General features: G+C 66.8%; 12 protein-coding genes. 9 read left to right on the plus strand and 3 right to left on the minus strand.

Going from position 1 to position 16,762, the window contains the following annotated elements:
• The first annotated feature begins 32 nt into the window (after positions 1-32).
• Positions 33-1,280, plus strand: a complete 1,248-nt coding sequence (locus AC5Y6X_RS09425; protein ID WP_499986063.1) for a glycosyltransferase — start codon at positions 33-35, stop codon at positions 1,278-1,280.
• 29 nt (positions 1,281-1,309) lie between these two features.
• Here the strand turns inward: AC5Y6X_RS09425 and AC5Y6X_RS09430 are convergent, their stop codons facing one another.
• Positions 1,310-2,950 carry a GMC oxidoreductase gene (locus AC5Y6X_RS09430; RefSeq protein ID WP_499986064.1) on the minus strand — a complete coding sequence of 547 codons (1,641 nt, stop codon included), beginning with the start codon at positions 2,948-2,950 and terminating at the stop codon, positions 1,310-1,312.
• A gap of 208 nt (positions 2,951-3,158) precedes the next feature.
• Here AC5Y6X_RS09430 and AC5Y6X_RS09435 point away from each other — a divergent pair, with 208 nt between their 5' ends.
• Together AC5Y6X_RS09435 and AC5Y6X_RS09440 are read left to right on the plus strand one after the other, a co-directional pair.
• On the plus strand, positions 3,159-4,745 hold the full coding sequence (locus tag AC5Y6X_RS09435; protein WP_499986066.1) for a GMC oxidoreductase: 1,587 nt from the start codon (positions 3,159-3,161) through the stop codon (positions 4,743-4,745).
• Between the two features lie 16 nt (positions 4,746-4,761).
• The gene (locus AC5Y6X_RS09440; protein WP_499986068.1) at positions 4,762-5,754 is read left to right on the plus strand and encodes a Gfo/Idh/MocA family protein; all 993 of its coding nucleotides are present in this window, start codon (positions 4,762-4,764) and stop codon (positions 5,752-5,754) included.
• Between the two features lie 12 nt (positions 5,755-5,766).
• Here the strand turns inward: AC5Y6X_RS09440 and AC5Y6X_RS09445 are convergent, their stop codons facing one another.
• Positions 5,767-7,407, minus strand: a complete 1,641-nt coding sequence (locus AC5Y6X_RS09445) for a GMC oxidoreductase (protein WP_499986070.1) — start codon at positions 7,405-7,407, stop codon at positions 5,767-5,769.
• Between the two features lie 165 nt (positions 7,408-7,572).
• Between AC5Y6X_RS09445 and gmd the strand changes: the two genes are divergently transcribed.
• The 6 genes from gmd to AC5Y6X_RS09475 all read left to right on the plus strand — a co-directional run bounded on the left by gmd (position 7,573) and on the right by AC5Y6X_RS09475 (position 15,622).
• A complete protein-coding gene (gmd, locus tag AC5Y6X_RS09450; RefSeq protein WP_499986072.1) occupies positions 7,573-8,595 on the plus strand; it encodes a GDP-mannose 4,6-dehydratase in 1,023 nt (340 codons plus the stop codon).
• Between the two features lie 8 nt (positions 8,596-8,603).
• Entirely contained in the window at positions 8,604-9,566 is a 963-nt protein-coding gene (locus AC5Y6X_RS09455; RefSeq protein WP_499986073.1) for a GDP-L-fucose synthase family protein, read from the plus strand.
• Between the two features lie 200 nt (positions 9,567-9,766).
• On the plus strand, positions 9,767-11,947 hold the full coding sequence (locus AC5Y6X_RS09460) for an acyltransferase family protein (protein WP_499986074.1): 2,181 nt from the start codon (positions 9,767-9,769) through the stop codon (positions 11,945-11,947).
• Positions 11,948-12,179: 232 nt separating this feature from the next.
• On the plus strand, positions 12,180-13,037 hold the full coding sequence (locus AC5Y6X_RS09465; protein ID WP_499986487.1) for a glycosyltransferase family 2 protein: 858 nt from the start codon (positions 12,180-12,182) through the stop codon (positions 13,035-13,037).
• Between the two features lie 272 nt (positions 13,038-13,309).
• Complete coding sequence (locus AC5Y6X_RS09470; protein ID WP_499986076.1) at positions 13,310-14,278, plus strand: sulfotransferase family protein; 969 nt, start codon at positions 13,310-13,312, stop codon at positions 14,276-14,278.
• Positions 14,279-14,359: 81 nt separating this feature from the next.
• The gene (locus AC5Y6X_RS09475; protein ID WP_499986077.1) at positions 14,360-15,622 is read left to right on the plus strand and encodes a glycosyltransferase; all 1,263 of its coding nucleotides are present in this window, start codon (positions 14,360-14,362) and stop codon (positions 15,620-15,622) included.
• A 31-nt stretch (positions 15,623-15,653) separates the two neighbouring features.
• On the opposite strand, the gene AC5Y6X_RS09480 is transcribed toward AC5Y6X_RS09475, so the two are convergent.
• Positions 15,654-16,715: an NAD-dependent epimerase/dehydratase family protein gene (locus AC5Y6X_RS09480; protein WP_499986488.1), complete on the minus strand. Its 1,062-nt coding sequence runs from the start codon at positions 16,713-16,715 to the stop codon at positions 15,654-15,656.
• Positions 16,716-16,762 lie beyond the last annotated feature (47 nt).

Consider the following 16,762-nt stretch of genomic DNA (forward strand, 5'->3'; position numbering starts at 1 on the left):
GCGCACGGGAAGTCAGAGGCTAGAGATCCGCGATGAGGTTTGTGCTGGCAAGCTATGGAAGCCGTGGCGATGTCGAGCCGTGCGCTGCGGTCGGCCGTGAGCTGCTGCGCAGAGGGCACGACGTGCGCGTGGCCGTCGCGCCCGACCTCGTTGGATTCGCCGAATCGGCGGGGCTTCCGGCGGTCGCCTACGGGCTCGACACTTCGCTGTGGATCCGCGGGCAACGCGATTTCGAGACGTCTTTGTCCCGCCACTTCTGGAAGGTCAACGAGCTGATCAGGTCGGGCCGCGAGGCTTGGAGGCTGTTCGCCCAGTGCTGGCAGGAGGTCAGCACGACGCTGACGCCGCTGGCGGAGGGGGCCGACGTCCTCGTCACCGGCCTGGCTTTTGAGGGGCCCGCCGCCAACGTCGCCGAGCGCCACGACATTGCATTGGCCACATTGCACACCTTCCCCTCACGGGCCAACGGCCGGGGATTGCGCCGCTCGGCAGGAACGGCGGTCGAGTGGGTGGTTTGGCGCCTTTGGAAGAAGGTCGAGGACGCACAGCGCCGTCAACTGGGCCTGCCGAAGGCCACCGGTCCCTGGCCGTGGCGGATCATCGGGCGCGGATCGCTGGAAATCCAGGCCTATGAACAGGTTTGCTTTCCCGAGCTGGCGGCCGAATGGGCCGATTCGAATGGCCAGCGGCGCTTCGTCGGCGCGCTCACGATGGAGTTGCCCGCCGAGGCCGACGAGGAGGTGCTGTCGTGGATCGCGGCGGGAACACCGCCTATTTACTTCGGTTTTGGCAGCATGCCGGTCGAATCCGCTACCGACACGATCGCCATGGTGGCCGCCGCCTGTGCGGAGCTCGGCGTGCGCGCGTTGGTGTGCGCGGGCTGGACCGACTTCAGCGACGTCCCCAGTTTCGAGCACGTCAAGGTGGTGGGCGCGGTGAACCACTCGGCGATCTTTCCGGCCTGCCGCGCGGTCGTGCACCACGGTGGCGCGGGCACCACGGCGGCGGGCCTGCGCGCCGGAGTCCCCACGTTGATCCTATGGATGCTGGGCGATCAGCCGCGCTGGGCGGCCGTGGTCAAACGGCTGAAAGTTGGCTCCGGACGGCGCCTTTCGAGCACGACCACAGAATCGTTGGTCGCGGACCTGCGCACCATCCTCGCTCCGCAATATGTGACCCGGGCCCGCGAGCTCGCCACCCGGATGACCAAACCCGCCGAAAGCGTTGCGGCCGCAGCCGATCTCCTGGAAAACTTTGCCCGCTCGCGGCGTGTTGGCTGATCGGCACCACGGGTATTCACCGCAGCTTGTCAGTTGGTGAAATGCGCCTGATTCATGTGGGCGGCCACCCGCAAGGCGTTGGCCGCGATCGTCAAACTCGGATTCAAACCGGTGCTGGTGGGAAAGAACGAGCCGTCGACGACGTAGAGGTTCTCCACTTCGTGCGCCCGGTTGTTCGGGTCCAGCGCGCTGGTCTTGGGATCGTCACCGAAACGGCACGTGCCGCAGACGTGAGCCAGCGCCTCGTTGCTGGTGGCGCCGCGCAGGGTGATCCTGCGAAACGGCTTGAACGTCTCTTTGAACATCCGCATAAATACCTTGCGGCGCTCGATCTCACCGGGGTGAAGGTGGTACTGGAGCCGCAGCCGCTGGCGGCCGTCCGGGCTCGGCGAATCGGACGGCAGCACCCGGTTGTCCAGATAGGGCAGGTCTTCCAGCATCGCCGCCAGCACCAGGCCGCCGCTGAAGAACCGCTCGTAGATCGGGCGCGCCGCCGGGCTCATCAGGCGCAGCGCCTTGAACTGCCAGCCGGGGTGATTGGTCAGCGCCTGGATGGGCGGCATCGCGCCACCGGATTGCACGGTGCCGTACTTCTGCCCCTCCCAGAAATAGAAATCGTTCAGCCCGATCTGCTTGTTTTCGGCGGTGATCTTGGAGCCGCGATGCGGCCAGACCTCGATGAAATCGACCAGGTGACGCATCAGGTTGCGCCCCACCATGTCTGAGCCGTTGGCCAATCCGTTGGGCCAATCGCCGGAGCGGGAATTAAGCAGCAGCACCGGGGTGATCAGCGCCCCGGCGGCCAGCACCACCACCTTGGCCTTGAGTGCCAGCATCCCGGAGCGATGCGCGCAGATCACCTGCCGGACCGCAGAGGCATCCGCCTCCAGGCGCACCACCCGACATTCGGTGAGCAGCTTGGCGCCGTGCTCGGTGATGGCCGGCACCAGGCAATTTCGGGCGGAGTCGTTTTTGCACGACAGGTGGCACAGATAGCTCTGGCAGGTGGTACAGCCGTCGGTGTAGTCACAGGCCATCGGCAGGTGGTAGGGATGCAATCCGCGACCCGTCAGGTAGTCGACCATTGGCTGGTTGACTGCGGAAAACGGCGGTGGCGCGGGCAGGTCGACCTCGGCGGCCTCGGGTCGCAGCGGATCGGGCTGGCCGCGCACCCCCAGCAGCTTCTCGGCCGCGGCGTACCAGGGCCGCATCTGGTCGTAGGTGACGGGCCAGGCTTCCGGCACGGTGGAATCGCCGGGCTTACGGAAATTCTGCCGGGGAGTGAAATCGCGGACGAAAAACCGCTCGCAGACCATGCCATAAAGCGCCGACGACCCTCCGGTCCCGCTGCCGATCATCGGCAGATACCGCCGGGTGGAGCGCCCGCTGATGTCTTCGACCTCGTCGGTGCTGCGCCCGGCCCGGGCCAACACCTCGTAGTAGGTCTCCGCGGAAAGACACGCCTGCGGCTCGACCACCTCCGGTATCGCAGAGCGAATGGTTCCCGGCACCCCGGGCAGTGTCGAGCGTCCCTTTTCGACGAACAGCACGCTGCGGCCCGACTTGGCCAGTGAATAGCCCAGCATCCCGCCACCCATGCCGGTGCCCACCACGATCACGTCCCACATGACGCGTTCCGCCTCGCGCGGATCCAGCTCGCCGTCAACCAAAATCGAGTTCTCTCCCCGGATGATGACCCAAAGCTTCGCGCCCTCTGAGCGAATGCCGACGTTACCATCGGTTGCCACAGAAAGGTTGACGTTTTCCGCTCCCGCCGCCGGCAAATGATCGATCGTCGCAGGTGGGCGTTTTCGGCAATGGCGGATGGGATGAGCACGCGTGAAACGAGGTACGGCACCTATGGGCGGAAGTGAATCCATGTATGACGCCATCGTGGTGGGCTCGGGAGCCGCCGGTTCGTGGGCGGTCAAGGAGCTGACCGAAGGCGGGCTGAGGGTGGTGCTGCTCGAGGCCGGCCGCGACCTGGACATCGCCCGTGATTTTCCCGCCGACGCGAAGGTGGGCGCGATGGGGCCTGTGGGGCGGGTCAAATCGGCAATCGGGGGCCAGCAGGTTCAGGCGCGGTGCTCGTCGTTTTCCAAGACCACCAAGCAGTTTTACGTCAGTGACAAGGAGAATCCGTATACGACGACGCCGGGCGACAGGTTCTTGTGGATTCGGGGCCGCCAACTCGGCGGTCGCCTGCACACGTGGTGGAGACATGCACTGCGCATGTCGGATCACGAGCTCAAAGCCGCCAGCGTGCGGGGCGACGGCCTGGATTGGCCGTTGGCCTATGCCGACCTGGCGCCGTATTACGACGTCGTGGAGCAGACGCTGGGCGTCTACGGCGAGCCCGCGGGCATTGCCAACTGTCCGGACGGCCGGTTCCTCGGGCCGTCGAAAACGACCGGGATCGAAGAGGCGTTTCGGGCCAATGTCGAGAAGCGACGGCCCGACGTCCGGGTGACGTACAGCAGGAAGACCAAGTACGACCACGACAGGGTTCCGCTTCCGGTCAGGCTCGCGCTGGCGACCGGTCGCCTCGAGATCCGGACGGATGCCGTGGTGAGTCGGCTGCTGGTCGACGAGCGGTCGGGGAAGGCGACCGGTGTCGAGTACGTCGAGCGGTTGACGGGCACCGGGCGGGCCGTTCGGGGGCGGGTCGTGGTGTTGTGTGCGTCGGCGATCGAGAGCGTGCGGATCCTGTTGAACTCGCGATCGGCGCGGCATCCGTCGGGGGTGGGCGGATCGTCGGGTCAGCTGGGTCGCTATCTGTGCGACCACCTTTCCTACACGCTGACCGGCCCGGTGCCCAAGGCAGATGTCGAGCCCGCTTTCAACGAGGATGGGTTCGACTTCGCCGGAACGGGTCTTTACATTCCCAGCTTCTGCGAGCGGGAATCGCAGAACTTTCCGGGCGGCTACGGCATCCAGATCGCGATCGGCCGCGGCGCGCCGGTGTGGATCATGTGCACGTATGGCGAGATGCAGCCCCGATACGACAACCACGTGTCGCTCGACCCAAAAGTCAAGGACGCGTGGGGCATCCCGGTGGCCAGAATCGAGTGCCGTCATTCGCAAAGCGACGTCAACATGGTTGCGCACATGAGGCGGACGCTTCCCGAGATCGCGGCCGCCGGTGGCCTGCCGGCCGGCAAGGATGTCGAATTCGGTCGCTGGAACCTGCCCGCGCGATGGGTTCGATCGCTGTTCCTCACCGACTACGGCGCCTTGTGGCCGGGGGAAACCATTCACGAGACCGGCGGTGCGCGCATGGGTGACACGCCGCAGGATTCGGTGCTGAACTCCTATTGCCAGTGTTGGGATGCCGACAACGTGTTCGTGACCGACGGCGCATGCTTTGTCTCGCCCGGATTCCAGAGTCCCGTGCTGACGATCATGGCCCTCACGGTCCGGGCGTGCCGGTTCATCGTCGACGACTATGGCAAGCGGGTGAACTGAACTATCGTGGTGTCCCGTGTCTGGACACGGGGCGCCGCTGCGGATCGGCATTCTGGGCACGGCCCGCGTCGCACCGGCCGCGGTCGTCAACCCGGCGAAGGACAACACCGAGGTCGAGGTGGCCGCGGTGGCGTCGCGCGAAGTGGCCCGCGCGCAAGCCTTTGCCGCCAAGCATGGCATCGACCGGGTGCACGACAGCTACGAGGCGCTGATCGCCGACCCGGAACTGGACGCCGTGTACATCGCCCTGCCGAACGGGTTGCACGGCAGATGGACCCGGGCCGCGCTCGCCGCCGGCAAGCACGTGCTGTGCGAAAAGCCGTTTGCCGCCAACGCCCCCGAGGCCCGCGAAATCGCCGAACTGGCCGCGAAGGCTGAGCGGATCGCGATGGAGGGATTCTATTATCGCCATCTGCCCTTGACCTTGCGTGCGCAGGAGATCATCGCCTCCGGCGAGCTGGGCAAGCTGGAGCGGGTGGAAGTGGCGTTGTGCATGCTGCTGCCGAAGTTCTCCGACATCCGTTACGACTACTCCCTTGCGGGCGGGGCGACAATGGATCTCGGATGCATTGCGGTCAACATGATTCGCACGTTCGGCGGTTCGACTCCGGAAGTCGTTTCGGCGCAGGCGAAACTGCGCGATCCTCGGGTGGACCGGGCCATGACGGCCCAGTTGCGGTTCGCCGGCGGGCACACCGGCCGGGTCCGCTGCGCGCTGTGGTCATCGAACCTACTGCAGTTGAGCGCCAAGGTGATTGGCGAGCGCGGCCACATGCGGGTGCTCAGCCCGGTGGCGCCCTTTCGTCGGCTCTCGATCCGATCCGCGGACGGCAATCGGGTGGAGCGCTTCCCGGCGCGCAGCCCGTTCGCGTATCAGCTCGACGCTTTCGCCGCGGCGGTGCTGCGCGGCGAGCCGGTGACGACGACGCCACAAGACGCGATCGAGAACATGACCGTCGTCGATGCGATCTATCGCGCTGCGGGCCTTCCGCTCCGCGAGCCGGCCTGACGATCGATTCGATCAGTTGGCGAAATGCGCCTGGTTGACGTGAGCGGCCACCCGCAAGGCGTTGGCCGCGATCGTCAAGCTGGGGTTCAACCCGGTGCTGGAAGGGAAAAACGAGCCGTCGACGACGTAGAGGTTGTCCACTTCGTGTGCCCGGTTGTTCGGGTCCAGCACACTGGTTTTGGGATCGGTGCCGAACCGGCACGTGCCGCAAGCGTGGGCCAAGGCCGTGTTGTTGGTGGCGCCGCGCAGGGTGATTTTGCGAAACGGCTTCAGGACCCGCTTCAACTGCCGTAGGAACACCGCGCGGCGCTGAATCTCGCTGGCGTGCAGGTGGTATTCGATTCGCGGACGCTGGCTACCATCCACGCCCGACGAATCGGACGGCAGCACGCGGTTGTCCAGATAGGGCAGGTCCTCCATGATCAGCGCCAGCAGGTGCCCGCTGTTGAAGAAATGCTGGTAGAGCGGACGCAGCGCCGGCCTGATCGGCCGCAGCGCCTTACTCTGCCAGCCCGGGTGGTTGGTCAGGACCTCCATGGCCGGCACCGCGCCCGCCGACTGCACGGTCCCGTACTTCTGCCCCTCCCAGAAGTAGAAGTCGTTCAGCCCGATCTCCTTGTTCGGGTCTCTGACCTTCCAGTCGCGTTGCGGCCAGATCTCGACCCAGTCGATCAGGTGACGCATCAGGTTGCGCCCCACCCAGTCCGAGCCGTTGGCCAATCCGCGTGGCCAATCACCGGAGCGGGAACTCAGCAGCAACACCGGGGTGATCAGCGCCCCGGCGGCCAACACCACCACCTTGCCCTTGAGGGTCAGCGTGCCGGAGGGGTGCTCACAGATCACCTGCCGGACCCGGGTGGCGTCGGCCTCCAGGCGCACCACCCGACATTGGGTCAGCAGCTGCGCGCCGTGCTCGGCCAGCGCCGGCGTCAGGCAATTGCGGGCGGCGTCGTTTTTGCACGACTGGTGGCACAGATAGCCCTGACAGGTGGTGCAGCCGTCGGTGTAATCGCAGGCCATCGGCAGGTGGTAGGGATGCAGTCCCAGGCCCGTCAGGTAGTCCACCAACGGCTGGTTGTCCGCCGAAAACGGCGGTGCTGCAGGCAGATCCACCTCGGCCGCCTCCGGGCGCAGGGGATCGGGCTGGCCGCGCACCCCCAGCAGCCTCTCCGCCGCCGCGTACCACGGCCGCATCTGGTCGTAGGTGATCGGCCAGGCCTCGGGCACGGTGGACTCGCCGGGGTCCCGAAAGTCTTGCCGGGGAGTGAAGTCGCGAGCAAAGAACCGCTCGCAGACCATGCCGTAAAGGGCGGACGACCCGCCGGTCCCGCTGCCCAGGAACGGCACCAACCGCCGCGAGGAGCGTCCGTTCATGAACTCGATCTCGTCGGTGGCGCGTCCGGCCCGGGCCAAGGCGTCGTGGTAGGTCGCCACGGAACGGCTCGCCAGCGGCTCGGCCACTTCCGGCTCCGAAGAACGAATGGTGCCCGGCGCCCCGGGCAGCGTCGAGCGGCCCTTCTCGACGAACAGCACCCGGCGCCCCGAGCGGGCCAGCGAATAACCCAGCATCCCGCCGCCCATGCCGGTGCCCACGACGATCGCGTCCCACGTAACGTGTTCCGCCTCGTGCGGATCCAGCTCGCCGTCAGCCAAATCGAATTCCTCAACGGATGAATGCCATGCGCCCTGCCCGGTTTGAGCGAAGCACGACCTTAACATTTGCTGCCGCGAGGTCGTCGCTGAATGGCGGTTGCCCTGGACATCTACTATGAGGCTGGCGGCGAGTCCCGCCGTCGAACCGACAGGGATGGGAATCAGGTGCGGCGAGCGCTCATAACGGGGATCACCGGACAGGATGGCTCGTATCTGGCCGAGTTGCTGCTGAGCAAGGGATACGAGGTCCACGGGCTCATCCGTCGGGCTTCGACCTTCAACACGTCGCGGATCGATCACCTCTATGTCGATCCACACGAAAAGGGCGCACGATTTTTCCTGCACTACGGCGACCTCACCGACGGCACCCGCTTGGTGACGTTGCTCAGCGTCATCGACCCCGACGAGGTGTACAACCTTGCGGCGCAGTCGCACGTGCGCGTCAGCTTCGACGAACCCGTTTACACCGGCGACACCACCGGCATGGGATCGATGCGACTACTCGAGGCCGTTCGCCTGTCCAAGGTTGGCTGTCGCTTCTATCAGGCGTCGTCGTCGGAGATGTTCGGCGCGTCCCCGCCGCCGCAGAACGAGCAGACACCGTTCTGCCCGCGCTCACCATACGGTGCGGCAAAGGTCTACTCGTACTGGGCGACGCGCAACTATCGCGAGGCGTACGGGCTGTTCGCGGTCAACGGCATCTTGTTCAACCACGAGTCACCGCGCCGTGGTGAGACTTTCGTGACCCGAAAGATCACGCGGGCCGTGGCCCGGATCAAGGCCGGTATCGACTCGCACCTCTATCTGGGTAACCTCGACGCCGTCCGCGACTGGGGGTACGCACCCGAATACGTCGAAGGAATGTGGCGGATGCTGCAGGCGCCCGACCCCGACGACTACGTCCTGGCGACGGGACACGGTTACACCGTGCGCGAGTTCGCCCAGACCGCGTTCGACCATGCCGGGCTCGACTGGGAAAAGCATGTGAAATTCGACGAGCGCTATCTGCGCCCCACCGAGGTGGATTCGCTCGTCGGTGATGCGACCAAGGCCGCCCGATCGCTGGGGTGGAAGGCTTCGATACACACCGCCGAGCTGGCCCGGATCATGGTCGACGCGGACATCGCCGCATTGGAGTGCGACGGCAGGCCCTGGATCGACAAGCCGATGCTTCCCGGCTGGAGCTGAGCAGGGGGATGGACACATCGGCCGACCGGCTTGACCGCGCAGCTCCGGTGTACATCGCCGGGCACCGCGGGCTGGTCGGCTCCGCCCTGTTACGCAGGTTTCGGGCCGAGGGGTTCGACAACCTCCTGGTGCGGTCGCACAGCGAACTCGACCTGACGGACCGGGCCGCGACGTTCGACTTCGTTCTCGAATCACGGCCCCGGGTCGTCATCGACGCCGCGGCCCGCGTCGGCGGCATCATGGCGAACGACACCTACCCCGCCGACTTCCTGTCCGAAAACCTGCAGATCCAGGTCAACCTGCTCGACGCCTCGGTGGCCGCGCGGGTGCCGAGGCTGCTGTTCCTCGGTTCCTCCTGCATCTACCCGAAGTACGCGCCGCAGCCCATCAAGGAGAGCGCGCTGCTCACCGGCCCGCTGGAGCCGACCAACGACGCATACGCGATCGCCAAGATCGCCGGCATCCTCCAGGTCCAGGCCGTCAGGCGGCAATACGGCCTGGCCTGGATCTCGGCGATGCCGACCAACCTGTACGGACCCGGCGACAACTTTTCCCCGTCGGGCTCGCATCTGTTGCCCGCACTCATCCGCAGATATGACGAGGCCAGAGCCAGCGGCGCGCCGGAGGTGACGAACTGGGGCACCGGGACCCCACGGCGCGAGCTGTTGCATGTCGATGACCTGGCGAGCGCGTGCCTGTTCCTGTTGGAACACTTCGACGGGCCGAACCACGTCAACGTGGGCACCGGCGTCGACCACACCGTCAGGGAGATCGCCGACATGGTCGCCAAAGCCGTCGGCTACCGCGGCGAAACCCGCTGGGACCCAACCAAACCCGACGGAACACCGCGCAAACTGCTCGACGTCTCCGTTCTGCGGCAGGCGGGATGGCGCCCGGAAATCGCGCTGCGGGACGGTATCGAGGCGACGGTGGCTTGGTATCGGGCAAACGCCGGCGCGCTAAGACAATGAATGCGCCTAGCACGGCAGCCCGACCCGAATCTCGCACCGGGCGGGCGAGCGTGGAGTAAGGTGCGCGACAGTCTTTGTGTCGCGTTGTCGGCCCGGAATTTGTCGGTGGACACAAGTCGAGAGTGGGATCACGGAGGGGCAAGCTCTAATTGACCGGTCTGCCGGCAACGAACCGTCATCAGCGGATTCGAGAACGTATCTTGTTCCGGCGCAGCCCTTCGACGCCGCCGGCCGGCGACGGCGATTCTTCCGCGGCGGGGGCGCGCCCGGCGCACACGGGATTTCGCTCCGACATCGAGGGCCTGCGCGCCGTCGCCGTGTTGGCCGTCGTCCTCTTTCATGCCGGCGTGCCCGGGGTCGGTGGCGGGTTCGTCGGCGTGGACGTGTTCTTCGTCATCTCGGGCTTTTTGATCACCGGACTGCTGTGGCGCGAGGTGAGCACCGCGGGAACCGTCCGGATGCGCCGGTTCTACGGGGCGCGGGCCCGGCGCCTGCTGCCGGCGTCGGCCGCGGTAGGCGTCGTCACCATGATCGCGTCTGCTGTCCTATTGGTCCCGTTGCAGGTCCGGGGCATCTTTGGTGACGGCATCGCCTGCGCGCTGTACGTCGGCAACATGTGGTTCCTCGGTCATGCCATCGACTACTTCTCCAACCAGGACCCGTCGCCGTTCCTGCACTATTGGTCGCTGGGGGTAGAGGAGCAGTTCTACCTGGTGTGGCCGCCCATGATCATCGGAACGGCTTTGCTCGTCCGGTTGGTGCGGCGCTACACCCGGGCCGACGGCGCATCGTCGAGGCGCCCGTACCTGGTGGTCCTTGCCTTGGTCGCGGTGGTGTCGTTCGCGATGTCGCTGGCGATCACCCGCACGCTGCCGCCCACCGCGTTCTTCTCGATGCCCACCCGGGCCTGGCAGCTGGCGGTGGGCGGCCTCGTGGCTCTCACGGCCACCCAGTGGGGCCGGCTGCCGGCACCGCTCGCCGCGATCGGGGGATGGGCAGGTCTGGGGGTGATCCTGTGGGCGTGCACCCGGTTGGACACGACCACGCCCTATCCGGGAACCGCCGCGCTGCTGCCCGTGCTCGGTACGGCGCTGGTGATCGGCGCGGGCTGCGCCGCGTCCGCGCGGGGGGTGGGCCGTGTGCTGGGGCTGCCGCCGATGCGGGCGGTCGGGCAGGTGTCGTACTCGTGGTATCTGTGGCACTGGCCGGTGCTGGTGCTCGCGGCGCCGCTGTTGGGACACCCGCTGGGGCTGGCCGGCAGGCTGGCGACGGTCGTCATCTCCGGCGGGTTGGCCGTGCTGACGCTGCGCTTCGTCGAGAACCCGCTGCGCTTCGCCCCTTCGATCCGCCGGTCGGCGGGCCGCAGCCTCGCGCTCGGCGGCGCCGCCACGGCGGTGGCCGTCGGTGTGGGCGTGGCGCTGCTGGTACTGATACCCCTGCCGGTCGGCCGCGGCCCCGCGGCTCCAACGCTGGCCGTCACCGTGGGGCCGCCCCCGGCAGGGGGAAACGTCGAGCCGTACGACGCGGTGGTGCGGAACGCATTCGCCCAGGTGCAGGCCGCGGTGGCGGCCTCGGCGAACGTGACCGCCGTGCCGTCGAACCTCGATCCGCCGCTTGCCGACGCCGCAGCCCAACAAACGACCATGGGGCCCAGCGGCTGCCTGCGCAACTTTCTCCAGGTGGGACAACCCGAGTGCGCGACGGGCGACACCGCGTCGGCGACGACGGTGGCGCTGGTCGGCGACTCGGATGCCGCGATGTGGAGCCGCGCGTTCGAGCGGGTCGCCGACCAGCGGCACTGGCGGCTGGAGACCATGGCCAAGGCGGGCTGCCCATTGCTGGACCTGCCCTACACCGAGACCCAGCTTCGCCGGACGTACACCGAGTGCGAGCAGTGGCGCGGTCAGATCCTCGCCCGGTTACAGGCCGAACACCCGCGCCTGATCGTGCTGAGCATCTCGCGCATCTACCACGCCGATACCTTCGACGCGTACGACCCGGCGTGGATCGATCGCCTGACCCGGCTGGTGCGGCAGTTGCGCGGCACCAACGCGCAGGTGCTGGTGCTCGGGCCCATCCCGGATCCGCAGTCGAGGGTGCCGGAATGCCTCTCCGGCCACCTCGACGATGCGACGGCGTGTTCGCCGGCACGGTCGTCGGCGGTGAACCAGGTCGGTATCGCGGCCGAGATCGCCGCCACCAAGGCCGGCGACGGGCAATACGCCGACATCACCGCACTGTTCTGCACCGCCGACCGCTGCCCGGTCATCGTGGGCAACACCCTGGTGTATTTCGACCGGATCCACCTGACGCTCCAGTACTCGGGGTTGTTGGCGCCGGTGATGGGCGCGCTGGCCGATCGCGCGCTCGTCGGTCGCTGACATGTCGCGGGCGGATGATCGCCAGTTCTGTTCTGCCTGAATCTATTCCAAGCTCGACAGATGACCTCGGGCAGGCGGGCGTCGGCGCCCGCTGAAGTCGCGCCGACCCGACGCGGCTTAATGTACGGTTACGGTGCTTGACACGGCGGAACATCAGGAGGTTTGCCATGGCGCCTTTCGACGCAAGTGGCGCCGGGCGTCGGGCGGACAAAGTGGGGCGAGAGGGAAGCCGGTGACGTCGGCTCCAACCGTCTCGGTGATAACGATCTCCCTGAACGACCTCGACGGGCTCAAGCGCACGGTGGACAGCGTGCGGGCGCAGCGTTACGAGGGACGCATCGAGCACATCGTGATCGACGGTGGATCCGGCGACGCCGTCGTGGAATATCTGTCCGGGTGCGAGCCGGGCTTCAGCTATTGGCAGTCCCAACCCGACGGCGGACGGTACGACGGGATGAACCAGGGCATCGCCCACGCGACGGGCGACCTGTTGTGGTTCATGCATTCGGGCGATCGATTTTCCGATCCCGACGCGGTGGCTCAGGTCGCGGAGGCGATCTCGGGCCACGGGCCGGCGCGTGACCTGTGGGGCTACGGCATGTATCGCGTAATCAAGAGGGGGCGAATTTATGGCGGCCCGATGCCTTTTCACCTCCGTTGGTTCGTCGCCGGCTGGCCTCGCTGGCAGGGGGTTCCACATCAAGCGTCGTTCTTCGGGTCGTCGCTGGTGGACAAGGTAGGCCTTTACAACCTTGAATTCGGGTTCGCCGCCGACCAAGAATTCATTTTCCGGGCCGCGTTGCAACGGACGCCGATCACGATCCGGCGTGTGCTGTGCGATTTCGACGGAGGTGGAATCTCGTCGAACATGCCCGCCCGCGTGGTCTGCCGTGAACTGCGGCGCCTGTGGGACTTCCATGGCTACTACCCGCTGGGCGGGCGGCGGATCTCGATCGTTTACCTGACCTGTTGGGAATACTGCTTGCGCTTCTTGGAATACGCATACGAGCGATCGAAAGCATTGGGACGCCTACTGCGTTCACGGCGGTCGGCTTCCACTGCCGCTTCGCCCACACGGTCTTCCACGTAGCACCAGAGTCGCACGAAAAGCCGACCAACGGCGCCGGATGGCGGCTATTATCCCGCCATGATCGGGGGCCGAAGTGGTGCGCGCGCCGCGGGGTCTCCTTCCATCCGTCCGGCGTCGGCGCAGATCGACCACGTTGCCGCGGCGGCCACCAACGTGGAAAGGCTTTTCGAACCGATGCACCGACGGCACCGGGCCGGCCCGCCAACCGACCGATTTATGGTGGAGCGGCGCGCTCCTGCGCGCCACGGAGCATCAAGGGGGAGGTGGGCGCCGTGACCGCCGACGCTCGGAAGGGGACCGCTGCCAGGCCGGTCCTCGTGTTCGTGCTGGGCTCGGGCCGCTCCGGAACAGCGGCGCTCACCCGAGTTCTCTCGCTGTGCGGCGCCGCGTCTCCGGCCGGGATGCTGGGAGCCAACTCCGACAATCCGCGTGGCTATTGGGAGCCGCGCCAAGCCGTTTACCTGAACGAAGTAATCCTGCGCCGCAACGGCAGCGCCCATTACGACCCGTCGCTGCGCTTGCAGGAGCATGGCGCGCTCGACCCCGAGGAGAAGGCGGCCTGCGTCACCGAGATCGGGGCGTTCCTGGCCAAGCTGCCGGCCGCGCCGGTCGTCGTCATCAAGGACCCCAGGATCACGTTGCTGACCGGCGTGTGGTTCGAGGCGGCACATGAGGCCGGATTCGACGTCGCGACCGTGATCGCGGTGCGCCACCCGGAGGAGGTCAACGCGTCGGTTGGCGCGAAAACCCGCGTCTCGCAGGAGTTCTCGAGCGCCCTGTGGTTGAAATACCTCCTCCTGGCCGAGAGACAAACGCGCGGTTTGCCGCGCGTGTTCGTCGAGTACGCCAACCTCCTCGAGGACTGGCGCCGGGAGGTGAAGCGGATCTCCGCGGCGCTCGCGATCGATCTCGACACCCGTGACGAGGCCGCGATCGATGAGTTCGTCAAACCCGACCTTCGGCGCCAGCGATACAGCGGTCCGGTAACAGAGCCGTTCGGCACCGACTGGATGTCCACAGTCTATGAGACGCTGCGCGCGGCCACGCGGGACGAGTCCTGGGATGGCGCTGGGCTGGATGGCGTTTTCGAGGCGTATCGGGCGAGCGTACGTGCGTTCTCGATCGTGTTCGAGGATTTTCACCGCTTCCACAAGCTGAACAGCGTTGTCCCGCCGCTGGTCTGGAAGCTGGTCAACGAGGTCGCCGCCATAGCCCATCGGCGCAGGGGCACCTGGGCGTAGCGCGGGCCTTCGGAATCCGGGTATCCGATGGGTCGCGGGTATTAGGGTTGAACGCGCCGAGTGAAAGGCTGAAGCTGCGCGATGAAGTTTGTGCTGGGATGCTATGGAACTCGCGGTGACGTCGAGCCCTGCGCCGCCCTCGGCCGCGAGCTGCTGCGCAGGGGGCACGAAGTGCGCATGGCTGTCGCGCCGGACCTGGTTGGCTTCGTCGAGTCGGTCGGTCTTACGGCGGTCGCTTGCGGGCCGGACGCCCGGACGTGGCAGGACCTGCACCGCGACTTCTTGTCGCGTCTTCGCAAGTTCTGGAACGTCCCGGATCTGGTCAGGTTGGGGCGCGAAGACTGGCGGCTGGTCGCCCGGAGTTGGGACGAGATCACCACGACGCTGATTTCGCTTGCCGACGGTGCCGACGCGCTACTCAGCATGATCATCGGCCAGGAGGCCGCGTTCGATGTCGCCGAGTATTACAACCTTCCGTTGGCGCTGCTGCACACCTCCCCGATGCGGCCGACCGGCCAGCTCCTGCCGGTCCTCCCGGCGCGGCTGGCGCGTTCGGCGATGTCGGTGAACGACTGGCTGGGCTGGCCCATGACGAAGAGGTTCGAGAACGCGCAGCGCCGAAAAATGGGCCTGCCGAAGGCCACAAAGCTCTGGTCGCGACGGGTCGCCGAACGCGGAACGCTGGAAATCCAGGCCTACGACGAGGTGTGCTTTCCCGGGCTGGCAGCCGAATGGGCGCAATGGGAAGCCCAGCGGCCCTTTGTCGGCGCGCTGACGCTGGAGTTGCCGACGGACGCCGACGAGGAGGTGGCGTCGTGGATTGCCGCGGGAACGCCGCCGATTTTCTTCGGCTTCGGCAGCACGGCGGTCAAATCCCCCGCCGAGACGATCGCCATGATCGGCGCGGCCTGCGCGCAGCTGGGCGAGCGGGCGCTGGTCTGCGCAGCCGAGACCGACTTCAGCGACCTCGCCCATTTCGAGCACGTCAAGGTGGTGGCCACGGTGAACTACGCGGCCATCTTTCCGACCTGCCGGGCGGTCGTGCACCACGGTGGCGCGGGCACCACGGCCGCCGGCCTGCGCGCCGGCGTTCCGCAGTTGATCCTTTCGACGTTCCTCGACCAGACGCTGTGGGCGGCCCAGGTCAAACGACTGAAAGTGGGTACCGCACAGAACTTTTCGGCCACCGAAGAATCACTGGTGGCGGACCTGCGCCGGATCCTCGAACCGCAATACGCCGCGCGGGCACGCGAGATCGCGACCCGGATGACCAAACCCGCCGAAAGCGTTGCGACCGCCGTCGATCTGCTGGAAGATCTCGCGCGCAAGAGGCGGGTTGGCTGACGGCACGGCGGGCCGTCGGGTGATCGCTTGGCTACGAAGGCAATTGGGGCTGTTCGTCGATCCACTCGAGCAGTGAATGCAGACCGTCCTCGAGCGTCCACCTCGGATGCCAGCCTAGCGCGTCCTTCGCCGGCCCGATGGTGCAGCTCGCGGCGCGTACGTCGCCGTCGCGGAATTTCGGCACCACAACAGGTTCCGGGGCGCCGCAGATGGCGGCGACCATGCGGGCAAGCTCATGGATGGTGGTCGCGGTGCCCGACCCGATGTCGAGGCAGCGCGACTCGACGGCGGGTTTCTGCACCGTCGCGAACAACGCGTCGACGACATCGTCGATGAAGACGAAATCGCGCACGATCCGACCGTCTTCGTAGACCTCCAACGACTGTTGCCGACGCGCCAATCGCGCGAAGAGAGAGACTATTCCGGTGTAGGAATTGGTCAGCGATTGGCCCGGCCCGTAGACATTCTGCAGACGCAGCACGCTGAGATTGGTGTCGTGCGCGGCCGCCCAGGCCGCGCACATGTGCTCCTGCGCGAGTTTGGTCGCGGCGTAGATGTTGGTGGGCCGGGGCTCGGTCTGCCCCGCGTGGCTCGGCAGCGGCACCGCCGGTTCGCCTTTGGGCCCCTGGGGATCCCAGCTGCCGGCCAGCAGCTGAGCGTGGCTGCGAGGGCGCGGGTAGAAGGTTTGTTCGCCGCATCGCCAAGCGCCCTCGCCGTACACGGCCCGTGACGATGCCAGGACGAGCTGGTCGGGCACGATCTCCGATCGGCTCAGGGCGTCGAGGAGCTGGGTGGTGCCCACCACGTTCACCGAGCCGTGCCGCGTCGCCTCCGAAAGCGATTGCGCCGTTCCGGTTTCCGCCGCCAAATGGACGACCTGGGACGGGCGAAACAACCGGAGCACCGCATCCCAGTCGGGGGCATGGCTGACATCGCCGGTGAAGAACCGCACGGACGGCGGCAGGTCGATCGGCTGATGTCCGGCGTGCACCTGCGGGTGCAGGACATCCATCACGGCAACGTCGTAATCCTCCTTGACGAGGCGGCGAGCGAGCGCGGATCCGATGAACCCGGCCCCACCGGTGACGAGCACGGATGTTGACAAGAGCCAAAGCCTTCCGGGTTGCCTGCACGAGATCC

It is taken from the genome of Mycobacterium sp. NGS26, assembly GCF_059813025.1.